Source organism: Mycobacterium sp. 852013-50091_SCH5140682, assembly GCF_001665685.1.
Lineage (GTDB): Bacteria > Actinomycetota > Actinomycetes > Mycobacteriales > Mycobacteriaceae > Mycobacterium.
The window spans coordinates 99,590-112,460 of sequence record NZ_LZTB01000130.1 but is presented as its reverse complement, the minus strand read 5'-3'; the positions used below and the strand labels follow the sequence as shown (position 1 = coordinate 112,460).

Here is a 12,871-nt window from a genome sequence, read left to right as displayed (position 1 = left end):
CCGACGCCTCGGGCGTCAGTAGACACCAAACCAGAAAGGACACGATCCACATGGAGTTGGGAATTCACTACATCGACTTCCTGCCGGGCGCACCGGAGAAGCTCGGGCCGACGCTGGCCCAGACCGCCGTCGCCGCCGAGCAGGCCGGCGCCACCATGTTCACCCTCGCCGACCACTTCTTCCAGATGGAGCGAATCGGCGACGCCCACGACCCGTTCCTCGAGGGCTACACCTCGATGGGTTTCCTTGCCGCCCATACCAAGACGATCACGCTGAGCATGCTCGTCACGGGCGTCACCTACCGGTATCCCGGCATACTCGCGAAAACCATCACGACGCTCGACATCCTCTCCCAAGGCCGTACGACGCTCTCGATCGGCGCAGCGTGGTACGACCGCGAGCACCATGCGCTGGGCGTGCCGTACCCGCCACTGCGGGACCGGTTCGAGATGGTCGAGGAAACCCTTCAGATCTGCGCACAGATGTGGAGCGAAAACGACGGCCCGTACCGCGGGAAGCACTACACCCTGGCGGAGACCATCTGCGAACCGCAACCGATCCGGCGCCCGCCGGTACTCATCGGCGGCGACGGCGAGAAGAAGACGTTGCGCCTGGTGGCGCAGTATGCCGACATCTGGAACAGCACGAACGGCGCGGCGCTCAAACACAAGATCGAGGTGTTGCAGCGGCATTGCGACGACGTCGGACGCGATTACCGCGAGATCCGCAAGACCCTGGGCCTCGGTCCGGACACCGATCCGTTCGCCGACCAGGCGACGTTCATGCGCGCCATGCAGACCTACGCGGAGTTGGGCGTCGAGATGGTCAACATCCCGGTGCTCCCTGGCAACCCCGACCCGGTCGGATTCGTCCGCAGGCTCGGAGATGAAGTGGTGCCCGAACTGGCGGCCCTGGGCTGACGGCGCTGCCCTTCTGGCAGCGCTCTGAGCTGCGCGTTGAGCGTTTGTTGAGCAACGCGTTTGCACTGTTGAGCCGCCGTTGATGCCCGTCCGGATACTCATTGGCAACAGTCCGCCCGCCCAAAGGGGAAATGTCATGCAGCGCCGAGTGTCCACCTACGTATACGCCGACGACCCGATCCTGCAGGCCGGCGTGATCAGTCAATTGCGGATGCGCCCGGAGATCGACGTCGTCGAATCCGGCGACCTCGCCGCCGTCGACGTCGGCATCGCAGTCGCCGACACTCTCGACGACGAGACCGTGCGCATCCTGCGCTCGCTGAAGAAGGCCGGTGTCTCACACACCATCCTGGTGATGAGCGCCATCGACGACAACACCGTGGTGACCGTCGCCGAGGTCGGGGTGAGTGGGTTGCTCCGCCGCAGCGAGGCCACGCCTGACCTGCTGGTGCGCACCATCCAGAAAGTGGCCGCGGGCGAAGGGGTCATCCCGTCGGATCTGCTCGGCCACCTGCTCGGACAGGTGGGCCGGCTGCAACGGCAGGTGCTGTCACCGCGTGGCCTGACCTTCACCGGACTGTCCGACCGCGAGGTCCAGGTGCTGCGGTTGATCGCAGACGGCCACGACACCAACGAGATCGCCCGCCAGTTGTGCTACAGCCAGCGCACCGTGAAGAACGTCCTGCACGACGTCACCACCCGTCTGCAGTTGCGTAACCGCTCGCACGCGGTCGCCTACGCGGTACGCGAAGGGCTGATCTGAACCAGGCCCAGGAGCACACCGATGACTGGTGACCCGAACGACCCGACTCGGCGGCTGGGCCGTGCGCAACTCCCCACGGAGCAGGCATGGTCGCAAGACCCGGAACCGGATCTGGAGCCGACCCAATACTCGCCACATCATGATCGCGAGTTCCTGGATCGCGACGTCGCCCGCGCGCCGGGCCCCTACTCCGACCCGCCGGTGGCGGACATCCCCTGGTTCCGCCGACCGGGTGTGCTGTTCACCGGTGCCGCTATCGCCGCAGCGATCGCTCTGGTGGCGTTGTACGTCAGCTTCCAGCCCAGCGAGGGTGGCGGAACACCAGTGCCAAGTACTGTCACCCAGACCCAGACGTCCACATCCATCGTGGAAGTGCCTGTCAACCAAGGAAATCCGAACGGCAACGGCTCGAACGGCAACGGCTCGAACGGCAACGGGCAGTCGGTGCCGGACTACACACATTGCCCCAACGGCCAGGACGTGCCGGCAGGCCAGGCATGTCCATCGGATAAAACCTGCCCGACAGGCACCGTGAACTCCGGCGGGCAGTGCAAGACCGTCACCGAATGCAGCGACGGAACGACGGTCACCGCACCGACGACGTGCGAAGCTCCCGCAAAGTGCCCCAACGGGAGTCCCCCGGCGAGCGGCCAGACCTGTCCCGGCACATCGGATGTCATCTGCCCGGGTGGCAGCACCGTGTCCGCCGGCCAGACATGCGCGGTCGACCCGGTGCATTGCCCGAACGGCACGACAGTGCCGCCCGGCCAGACGTGCCCGGCAACCAATCCCCCGCCCGACGTGAAATGCCCCGACGGAACGACCGCACCGTCGCCCGCCGACTGCCCGCCTGCGGTCCGAACACCCGGGGGCAACTGACCGCCGCCCGATCGGGCAGAATCCCCTGCCTCCACAACGGGACTCACGCTCGTACACCACAACCGAATCACACGGAACGATGGGCCAGTGATACCAGAAGTCGACCATGCGCTACGCACCCTCATCGAGCGTGAGGCGGTCGATCCTGCGGAGGTCGAGGTCGAATTCGACGCGCCCACCAAGGACTGGGCCAGCCGGCGTAACGCTCCGACCATAGGGGTCTACCTCTACGACATCAGGGAGGACTTACGCCGGCGCGAGCGGGGACTGCTCAACCAATACGACGGCAACCGGGTGACCGCGCGACACCTGCCGCCGCGGCACTTCAAACTGTCCTACTTGGTGGCCGCTTGGACCCAGCGTCCCGAGGACGAGCACCGACTGCTGTCCGCATTGCTCAGCTGCTTCCTGCGCCACGAGGCACTGCCGACGGACGTTCTCACCGGTTCCCTTGCTGCACTGGGACTTCCGGTCCCGGTATCGGTGGCGCTGCCGCCGCCGGAGGACCGGTCGTTCGCCGACGTCTGGACCGCGCTGGGCGGGGAGTTGAAGCCGTCGCTGGACGTCGTCGTCACCGCCCCGACCGACACGGGACGCAGTTTTGCCGCCGGGCCGCCGGTCGAGCGGCCACCGGTGTTGCATGTCGAAGCCGTCGACAATTCGGTGCCGCGCGAATCCGTGCGGCGCCGCGCCATCGGCGACCCCGCGTTCGGTGCCGAAGCCCGCGAGGGCCTGCGAATCCGCAAGCGCCAGCGCAAGCAGTAGGAGCCGCGCCGATGGACAGTACGCGATACCTGCTCGGCCGCGCCATGCTGGTGGAGGAGCGGATCCGAGCCCTGGTCGCCCACCGCCGCAGCCATGACCCGGCACCCGATGACCCGTTCCGGGGGCTCTACCTCAGTGACGATGTCGTCGACGCGCTGCTGGCTCACACCCCGGCGCCACCGGAAGTGCCGCAGCCCGCGCGGGACACCCTGGAGCAGCACGCCGACGCCGCGGAACGCGCCGGCACCGAATTGCGACTACGCCGCCTGGCCCGCTCAGCGGGCCTGGGTTCGCAAGAGGTCGAGTTTCTCGTCATCTGTCTGCTACCTGATCTCGACGCCCGATTCGAACGTCTCTACGGCTACCTCAACGACGACGTGACCCGCCGGCGCGCGACCGTCGGTCTGGCACTGGAGCTTTCGGGCCTGTCCCCCATGAACGCAGCCGCCCGCGCGATGCTGGCGCCGGGGTCTGCGCTGGTGGATCAGGCGTTGGTGATCGTCGACGATGCCGACCGGCCGTTTCTCACCCGCGCGATGCGCGTTCCGGACCGCGTGACCGCCTACCTCCTCGGTGACGACACTCCCGACGCCGCGCTGACGGATCTCCTCATCGAACCCGATGAGCATCACTGCCCGCAATCCCGCGATATGGCACGGGCTTTCGCCGCTGAGCAGAAACTGTGTTATGTGAGGGAATCCGTCAACGACGCCGGCGTGGCCATCGCCGCTGCGGCGCTGCGATCGGCCGGCCACACCGTGATCTGCTGCGACGCCGCACGATTGGCGCGGTGCGCAGAGGTCGAGAGCACCGTCGTCGTATTGGGTCGAGAAGCGCTGCTCACCGGTGCCAGCCTCGTGGTCTCTCCGGTGGAAGCGCTCGGCGTCGCCACCGCCGATATCGTGTTCCGGTTGGCGCGCATGCCGGTACCGGTGGTGTTGACCGGCACCGGCGCGTGGAACCCCGACTGGTCGGACGAGGTGCCACTGATCGCCGAAGCCGCCCGCCTCAGTGTCGGGGAGCGTGCCGAGGTATGGCGACGCGAACTCGGTTCGCTGATCGACGGTATCGATGTCGATGACATCGCCGCGCAATACGTGTTCGGGCCTCGCCAGATCACCGCCGCGATCACCGCCGGGCAGGCACTGGCACGGACCCGCAACGGCGCTGCCACAGGCGCCGATCTGCGCCGCGGTGCCCGCTCCCAGAACGCCGCAGGCCTCGAGCACTTGGCTCGGCGGATCGAACCCGCGGTGGGCTGGGACGACTTGGTGCTGCCCGCCAAGACGTTGAAGCAATTGCAGGACTTGACCATTCGGGCCCGCAAGCGCGAGGTGGTGTTGTCGGACTGGCAGATGCGTCCCGGAGGCGGCCGCGGCACCGGCGTCACCGCGTTGTTCGCAGGCGACTCGGGTACCGGCAAGACCATGGCGGCCGAGGTCATCGCCGGTGATCTCGGCCTGGACCTCTACACCGTCAACCTCGCGACCGTGGTCGACAAGTACATCGGCGAAACCGAGAAGAACCTGGAACGGATCTTCACCGAGGCGTCGCGGGTGAGCGCGGTGCTGCTGTTCGACGAGGCCGACGCGATCTTCGGTAAGCGCAGCGAGGTCCGTGATGCACACGACCGGTACGCGAACATCGAAAGCGCCTATCTGCTGCAGCGGATGGAGACGTTCGACGGCCTGGCGGTGCTGGCCACCAATCTCCGGGCCAACCTCGACGACGCGTTCACCCGTCGCCTCGACATGGTCGTCGACTTTCCGCTGCCGGACGAGGCGGCTCGGCTCGCCCTGTGGCAACGCTGCCTGGCACCGCCGGTCCCCACCAAGGGTGATCTGGAACTGTCCGGATATGCCCAGTCATTTCCCTTGTCGGGCGGCAACATTCGATCTGCCGCCATCACGGCGGCATATCTCGCCGCCGATACCGGTACCGCCGTGTCCGCCGGACACGTCGGCGCCGCCATCCAACAGGAGTACCGCAAGTTGGGCCGGCTGTTGCCCACCCCCGAATCCGATGAGCGGCAGGAGATTCGACGATGAGTGAACACCACTGCGAGCAATGCGGGGCCGAGAACGCCCCGGACGCCCAGTTCTGCACCAAGTGCGACTTCTACCTGGGCTGGAACACCGGCGACGGGTCGCTGGGCGGCGCTCCGCTGACGGCGGCGGTGCCGGTGGTACGGGAAACCCATACGCAGCGATTCGCGGCGCCAACAGCGGATCGTTCCAGACGACCCGACCCACCGCGCATCTCCCGCCCCGGGCCGGCCTCCGGTCCCGCCTCCGCACCGACGGTCACCATCGAACACCCCGAGGTCGAACTCGACCCGACCACTGGCGGGTCCGTGGACATCCGGATCCGCAACAAGTCGGCAATCGTCGACGGCTATACCGTGATCGCCGCCGGGGCGCCGAAATGGCTGGACCTGCAGCACCCCCAAATCAGGCTGCTGACCGACGAAGAGGAGACCACCACAGTCACCCTCACGATCCGGCCCGGATTCGATGTTTACGTGCAGCGGTTCCGCCTGCGCGTGCAGGTGTGTTCGATCGAAGATCCCGCCAAGCGGACTGACGCCGAGCTGGTCGTCACGGTGCCCCGCGTCGGCGGACCGATCACGATGACCTCCGAACCACAGGTGGTGCGGCTGCGTGACCAGACGAGGGGCCGGTTCCGGGTTCGGTTGGACAACACGGGAAGCAACTATCCGCAACGGTATTCACTGTCCGGCGCGGACCCGGAGAACGTCGTCCGCTTCTCCATCCGGCCGCAGGTGGTGGAGGTGCCGCCGCGAGGCGTCATCGCCGCCGATGTGCAATTCGACACCCCGCCGATCGATTACGGCCAGCAAGCGCCCCGCCCCCTCAAGATCACCGCAGCGAGTGACCAGGTACGGGTGGAGGCGCTGGTCAACGTGGTGCAGGAACGCTCACAGGCGCCGGCGGACAGTCCGGTGAGGCTGCGACTGGAACGGACCGTCACCCGGCTGCAAGACGCGACCTCCGCGGAGATCGCCGTCATCATCGACAACCGCCGTGGGAGCCGCGACCGGCGGCTGGTGTTCTCCGGACGCGATCCCGAGGGTGTGGTGCGGTTCGCCTTCTCGCAGCCTCAGATCTATGTCCGCGCCGGCGAACAGGCCCGGATACAGGCGAGCGTGCAGGCTCCTCTGCCGCATCCCGGCCAGCAGGTCGAACGCCCCATCATGGTGGTGTGTAACGACGGCACCGATGAGAGCGAGGCGACCGGTTCACTCGTGCAGGCCGCGAGCACCTCGCCGATGACGACGGCACAGTTGCGTTTGGAGCCCGAACATGTGTCGGTGCGCAACCGGCGGCGCGGCCGGTTCCGCGTCACCGTGGACAACACGCGGGGGGCACTGCCGCTGAGCGCTTGGCTGTCGGGCACCGACCCCGAGGGCGCGGTACGTTTTGCCTTCAACCCGCAGCGTGTCGACGTGGCACCGGGCCAGAATGGCGTTGCCCTGCTTCAGGTGTGGGCCAATCTGCCCGGTGCGGGCAAAGAGATCGCCAGAGAACTCACCGTACGGGCCGACGACGGCACGGGTTCGGTAGAGGACCACGGCCGGTTCACCCAGACGATGTCGGACAGGCTGCCGCTGATCCGACTGGTGGCTACTCTGCTCGGTGGGTTGTTGATGGTGCTCGGCGCAGTCCGGCCATGGTTCCTCGGCGGCCCGACGTTCTACGCCAGCTACCTGACCGAGCTTGGCGCACTGGACAAGAACGGCGACTTGAACAGGATGCTCACCGCCATAGAGTCAGGTGCAGAGCCGAACCACCTTACCTGGATGCAGGCCAGCCAACCCGTGTTACGTGCCGTCATACTGGTGCTCGCCGGGGTCATGCTTCTCGGAATCCTCAGTGCCCGTGGCCGTTACACGATCCTCGCCGGAATCCTCGCAGTGCTGGCCGCTGTGGTCTACATCGTGTTCACCGACAGCAAGATCGATGCAAACGCGTCGCCCGGATACGGCGTGATCCTGGTGGTAGCTGGGGCCATCATCGGGATCATCGGCGGCTTCTGCATCAGGCGGGGCAACTCCGGCTGACCGGTATCAGCTGGAAACGATCTGCTGTACACCGGATTTCATGACACCGTCGAGATCGCTCCACGGGATGGTGATGTCGACGATCCCTGAGCTACTCGGCGCCACCGTGCCCTGATCGAAGAACACATGCAGGCCCGCAGTCTCGGCGGTCCAATGGTTGAACGTCTGCTCGGTCGCCTGCAGCTTGGTCCCGTCGAAATTGGCACCCGCGGCACTGGACGGGCCGAGCTTCTTGGACTCTTGCACCAGAAGCTTGAGACCCGCATTGAGATCGTTGAAGAGCGATGTCAATGTGATGACGCTGCCGCTCTGCGCGTCGACCACGACCGTGCCGACCAACGGCCGAGATGTGGCCTTGGTGGTGTCGACCGCTGCGGTGCGCAACAACCCACTGAGCACTCGCTGACCGATCCGCACCCCGCTGCCGGGCCGGTCTTCCAGCCGGCCCCCGGTGAGCGAATCAGCTTGGCTCTGCAGCACTTTGTGCATCTCGTCGTTGAACACGCCGGCCACGGCGGAATCACCACCGTCCACCTGCGGCAGCGAGACGTTGGCGTAGGTGGTGCCGAGGAAGGTGTTGACCTTGTCTGTCTTGGCGGTGAACGGTGTGGCAGTCGCGCTGGAGGTCGTCGTGGTTGTGGCGGTCGTGCTCGACGTTGCCGACGATCCGCCGTCAGTGCCATCGCCCCCACCGCCACCGCCAGCTGGTGTGCCTCCGGTGCCTCCGGATGTGTCGGCTGCGCTCATCGCCGTGGTGGCAGGGGTGCTGACCGTCGTCGTTGCGGACGGAAGTTGGTTCAGTGACGTGGTTTTGCTGGCCGGATCCCACCAGACCGAGCGGACCGCGTAGACGGCCACGACAATGAGCACGATGGCGCCGACAGCTGCCACCACGATCCGTCCACCGCTGAACATTACGGGTCACCCTCCATCAGAACTGGATACCTGTCACGCGCCATTCGTTGTTGGTCTTGGTGGCGGTAACCCACGCGGTGTGCCTGATCTGATCGATGAGCCGATTGTCCGACGTCGCGACGGTCTGCGCGACCACGACGACACGGTGCATGGAAGTGTCGGAGTTGGGCGGGGTTTCGTCGCCGAGAAAATACACCTTCGCCGTGATCGCCGCGCCGTCGGCAGCCCATTGCTTCCACTGCGAACCGGGGCCCGGCGCCGACTGCCCGCCCTGCCCGGCAAGGTCGCCGGACATGTACACCGCAGCGCGCTGATAGGCCACGTCCGGGGAGGCGTCTTTGGTGGGATCCCAGGTGAACATCGTGGTCAATGCGTTGGTGATGACCGTGTCGGGATTACTGAGGTCAGCTTCCTCTGCAGTGCTGATCGGTACTGCGTCGGACCTACACCCCGTGACTGGCGCCATGACCACGATCACCAGGCAAACCACCAGGGAGACCACGGTTCTCATGACAACCGCCGAGCCTTGGATTCGGGATAGTAGTCTGCCACCACGACGCCGCGAGCCGGATCAGCGTGGATCATCTGGCCGTTGCCTACCGCGATTCCGACATGCGACGGCCGGCCGTGCTGATCCCATCCGCTGAAGATGAGATCGCCCGGTTGCGCCTGCGCGAGCGGGATTTCGTTTCCGACGCTCCACTGCTCATCGGCGGTGCGGGGCAGCACCTGCTTCCCGCCGGAGCCGTGCGCCACCGCATAGTACGTCAGCCCACTGCTGTCGAATCCATCGTTGGTGGGCCCGTCGACACTGCCGCCGCCCCACACCCACTTCTTGCCCTTGAACTGGCTGGCCGCATCGACAGTAGTAGTCGGTCCGCCGGAGATCGCCACAGTTTGCGCGGGCATTCCACCGAGACCCGGTGTGGCTTCGAATGCCTTGGAGCGCTGCATGATCTTGGCCACATAGGGCTGGGTCTGCGTCGTGTAATCCCCGCCCGACGGCATTCCTCCGGCCCGTTGCACCGCCCCGAACCCGGCGTTGTAGGAAGCCAGCGCCAACGCGACGGGATCGCCCGCGATGGATCCGTTCGCGATCCCCGCGGCGCACTCCCGGTAGTTCTCACACATCAGCGCGCCCTGCGACATCACGGCGTCGGGGATGCTGTTGACGTCGGGCGGCGGGCCGCTGTTGTCGTAGTCCTTGCCCCACGTCTGCCACGTCGCAGGCATGAACTGCGCCGGCCCCTGGGCCCCTGTCGACGACACGGGGGCGCTGGCCCCGTACCGGAATCCGTTCTCCGCCTCCAGCTGCGCAGCGAGGATCGGGGCCTTGATGCCCTCACATATCGCGCCGGCCTTCACGATCCACGGCACGAACACCGGTGGCACCAGTCCGGGCTTGAGCACGACACCGGTCTGGCAATTGGCGGCGGCCGAGGCTTGTTGACCGGTTGACGGGTTCGTCGGCGGCGGAGGGCTGTTCAGGATGAACGACGGGTCGATGGCATGGCCGTGGGTGAGGCGGCCGCCTTCCCAGTACTCGAAATGCAGGTGTGGGCCGGTGGATTCCCCGTTGTTGCCGATGTTGGCGATGTGCTCGCCTTCCCGAACGGACTGCCCCTGACGTACCAGAACGCCGTCGGGGAACATGTGCCCGTAGACGGTCGACACCAGTCCGGTGCGGGTTTGTGAGTCGATCACGATCCACTGCCCGAAGCCGCTCGCCGGCCCAGCTGCGGAAACGGTGCCGTCCATCGATGCGAAGATGTTGGTTCCGACAGTGCCTGCCAGGTCGATTCCCCGGTGGATGCTGTTGCCACGTGGCCCGAAACCTGATGTCTCGGTGTAGGTCCCGTCAGCCACCGGCTTGCCACTCGTCGCACACACATCAGCCGCCCACGCCGGGGTGGCCGGCGTGACCAGCACCGCGACGACACTCACGCACAGCGCGACCAGAACCGCCCGCCTCGGGATCGTGAACAGGCCCGTCATGGTCAATCTTTCGTCGCGTCAACGAGTTCAGCGCAAGCGAGTGCCCGCACTGTGCAGTGTCGCGCCACTGTCGGCGGTTCGTCACGACCCCGCCGGGCGGTGTGCCCGTTCGGTCCCCCAGAACTGCCCCACCGGCGCAAGACCATCGCACCGATGGCCGTCGCGGCGGCCACCCGCACCACGAACAATGAAGGAGCCGTACGCATACCCGGCTCGAGGAGTAGGCATGGGAGACCGACGCGTCGTCGGCGCCCTCGTAGCGCTGCTGGCTGCGATCATGTTCGTAGTCGGCGGCTGCGGCCAGTCGGGTAGTGGAAAACCCACCGGGTCCGATTCCGACGAGCCCGCACCCCCTGAGGCGCAGGACGCAATCGTCAAGGGCCTGCAGACGATGTTCACCTGGTACCCGGCCCGCGACGCGTCCCCGCGCGACGCCTACATCCGGGCGCTGCCCTATCTCGGCCAGAAGTTGCAGGACGGCAAAGACAACACGATCGAACGGGGCAACAGCGTCTGGTGGCAGGAGTGGAAGGAAAAGCGCGCCGAGGTCAATGCCACCGCCCTGCTGGTCGCGGGCGAACATCCCGCCGACCAACCCGATACGGTCGAACGGTCCGTCCTGGTAACGCAGACCGTCAAAACGCCGGACGGCCAGGTGCTCGAAACCGACCCGATGCTGATCGAAAGCGTCGTCGCCAAAAAGAACCCACAGGGCTGGCACGTCGAGACCATCGACTTCTTCAAGACGAACCAGTTCCGCACCCCAGACTGCCCGCCGGGCCAGTCTCACCAGCCGGCGCCGAGCGGACCGTGCGCGCCCAATCCCCCGCCGCCCATCCAATGTCCTGACGGGACCGCAGTGCCGCCCGATCAGACCTGTCCTGCACCGGTCACGGGGCCCGGCAACCCGACGGGCCCGGGTACGACAACGAAGACGACACACCAGTGCCCCGACGGCAGCACGATTCCGGCCGACCAAGCCTGCCCGACCAATCCCGGCACGACGTCGCAGCCACCCAAGGAATGCCCTGACGGCACAACGGTTCCCGCTGATCAAACGTGTCCGACACCGGTCACCAAGCAATGCCCTGGTGGCACGACCGTGACGGGTACTGAAACCTGTCCGCCGCCAACCACGTGCGGCGACGGCAGCACGGTCTATTCGCCCACCACCTGCCCGTCGCCTACGACGTGCGGCAACGGCAGCACCGTCTACGCACCGACCACCTGCCCGTCACCGACCACTTGTGGCAACGGCAGCACGGTCTACCCACCAACCACCTGCCCATCACCGACCTCATGCAGCGACGGCAGCACCGTCTACGCCCCCACCACTTGCCCGCCGCCGCCGGTCAAATGTGCGGATGGTTCGACAGTGCCCGCCGGCCAGACATGCGCGCCGGTCAAATGTCCCGACGGTACCTCGGTACCCAACGGCCAGACGTGTCCGCCGGTGAATTGTCCGAACGGCACCACGGTGCCCAACGGTCAGACGTGTCCGCCGGTGGTTATCGAACGCCCGGCAAATGCACCCGGATTCACGTGTTCACCCGGCGGCGGCATTCTCGGACCATCCTGCTCCTGCAACGCTTCGGGCTGGGACTACGTGGGCAACAACGACGGCTCGAATGGCAAGTGTGTGCCCTCGGGTCCGGGGCCGGTCGTGCATTTCGCGCCGACCGTCGGCGGCTGGGGTAAGACCGCCGTCGCACCCGGCCGCGACGTCCGCATGAGGCCGATCATTCAGTCTGATACAGGGCCAGATCCATGCCTGACGGGTGGGCTCACGATGTGCGTGATTCGACCGATGCGGTAGTCAGTCCTGGCAGTCGAGATCGATCGGGCGGTTGAAGGGATCGATTGCGGCAGAAAGGGAATCGGCCGCGGCGTGCCGCGTGGCCTCCTCGTTGTCGTGGATCGACTGCAGGTGTTCCTGTAGTGCACTCATGCCGCAGCCGGTGAAGTCGACGCGGTGCGTGGTGGTTCCGTCGTAGGTGTGGAAGCGACGGGCGTGCTCGCGCTCGTGCGGGGTCAGCACGTCACGCAGAAACGCCCGGACCCTGCGCTGCTGACATTCGGTCAGACCGTCGGGCATGTCAGGCATCGTGATCGTCACGTTGGCGTGGTAGGCCACGCTGAACATCCCGACGGCGTGCACGCATGGGTCGTCGTCGGGGCAGTCGGTGCAACTCTTGGCGCGCTTGATCGACTTCGGCGCCCATTTCGACACGCCGCCGTCGTAGTCGGCGGTGGTATCCCCGTGTAGCGACACACTCGGCCCGCCACCGTGCACGCTCGGGCTCGGCCGGTGCGGCTCGGTGAGCAGTTGGCACACCGCGGCGTTGCCGGCCATGCGCTGTAGGTCGGTCACCAGCCGGGCCCAGGTACGCGCCGGTGTCTGCATAAGAAGCGCCTGCGATGGCGCCATCCGCAACGGTTGGATGTCGGGACCGGTTGCCACCGCTCGGGTCGCCCGTTGCCGGCCCACCGCGGCTATTCGGCGATTGCGCCTCATCGGTCCAGTGGACGCTCCCTGCGATGCCGTGTCCAGAT

General features: G+C 66.5%; 11 protein-coding genes. 7 read left to right on the top strand and 4 right to left on the bottom strand.

Annotation, left to right across the window (positions count from 1 at the left end; genetic code table 11):
- Positions 1-50 precede the first annotated feature (50 nt).
- From A5784_RS35095 to A5784_RS35070, 6 genes are all read left to right on the top strand, one after another.
- The gene (locus A5784_RS35095) at positions 51-920 is read left to right on the top strand and encodes an LLM class F420-dependent oxidoreductase (RefSeq protein ID WP_064949463.1); all 870 of its coding nucleotides are present in this window, start codon (positions 51-53) and stop codon (positions 918-920) included.
- A gap of 136 nt (positions 921-1,056) precedes the next feature.
- Complete coding sequence (locus A5784_RS35090) at positions 1,057-1,683, top strand: LuxR C-terminal-related transcriptional regulator (protein WP_064949462.1); 627 nt, start codon at positions 1,057-1,059, stop codon at positions 1,681-1,683.
- Positions 1,684-1,704: 21 nt separating this feature from the next.
- Positions 1,705-2,562, top strand: coding sequence for a hypothetical protein (locus A5784_RS35085; protein WP_064949461.1), 858 nt, complete (start codon positions 1,705-1,707; stop codon positions 2,560-2,562).
- An 87-nt stretch (positions 2,563-2,649) separates the two neighbouring features.
- Positions 2,650-3,327, top strand: coding sequence for a Pvc16 family protein (locus A5784_RS35080; RefSeq protein WP_082945275.1), 678 nt, complete (start codon positions 2,650-2,652; stop codon positions 3,325-3,327).
- 11 nt (positions 3,328-3,338) lie between these two features.
- Positions 3,339-5,375 (top strand): ATP-binding protein, encoded by a 2,037-nt coding sequence (locus A5784_RS35075; protein ID WP_064949460.1) that lies wholly within the window; start codon positions 3,339-3,341, stop codon positions 5,373-5,375.
- Complete coding sequence (locus tag A5784_RS35070; protein WP_064949459.1) at positions 5,372-7,408, top strand: zinc ribbon domain-containing protein; 2,037 nt, start codon at positions 5,372-5,374, stop codon at positions 7,406-7,408. Before A5784_RS35075 ends, A5784_RS35070 begins: the two co-directional genes overlap by 4 nt.
- Positions 7,409-7,414: 6 nt before the next feature.
- Here the strand turns inward: A5784_RS35070 and A5784_RS35065 are convergent, their stop codons facing one another.
- From A5784_RS35065 to A5784_RS35055, 3 genes are read right to left on the bottom strand one after another with little or no spacing between them, the layout of a single operon-like run.
- A complete protein-coding gene (locus tag A5784_RS35065) occupies positions 7,415-8,323 on the bottom strand; it encodes an RsiV family protein (protein ID WP_064949458.1) in 909 nt (302 codons plus the stop codon).
- 16 nt (positions 8,324-8,339) lie between these two features.
- On the bottom strand, positions 8,340-8,834 hold the full coding sequence (locus A5784_RS35060; protein WP_064949457.1) for a hypothetical protein: 495 nt from the start codon (positions 8,832-8,834) through the stop codon (positions 8,340-8,342).
- Positions 8,831-10,318 (bottom strand): peptidoglycan DD-metalloendopeptidase family protein, encoded by a 1,488-nt coding sequence (locus tag A5784_RS35055; protein WP_082945274.1) that lies wholly within the window; start codon positions 10,316-10,318, stop codon positions 8,831-8,833. Before A5784_RS35055 ends, A5784_RS35060 begins: the two co-directional genes overlap by 4 nt.
- Positions 10,319-10,544: 226 nt before the next feature.
- Here A5784_RS35055 and A5784_RS35050 point away from each other — a divergent pair, with 226 nt between their 5' ends.
- On the top strand, positions 10,545-12,134 hold the full coding sequence (locus A5784_RS35050) for a hypothetical protein (protein WP_064949456.1): 1,590 nt from the start codon (positions 10,545-10,547) through the stop codon (positions 12,132-12,134).
- Here A5784_RS35050 and A5784_RS35045 read toward each other — a convergent pair whose 3' ends face one another.
- Positions 12,135-12,833, bottom strand: a complete 699-nt coding sequence (locus A5784_RS35045) for a hypothetical protein (protein ID WP_197514983.1) — start codon at positions 12,831-12,833, stop codon at positions 12,135-12,137.
- Positions 12,834-12,871: the final 38 nt, after the last annotated feature.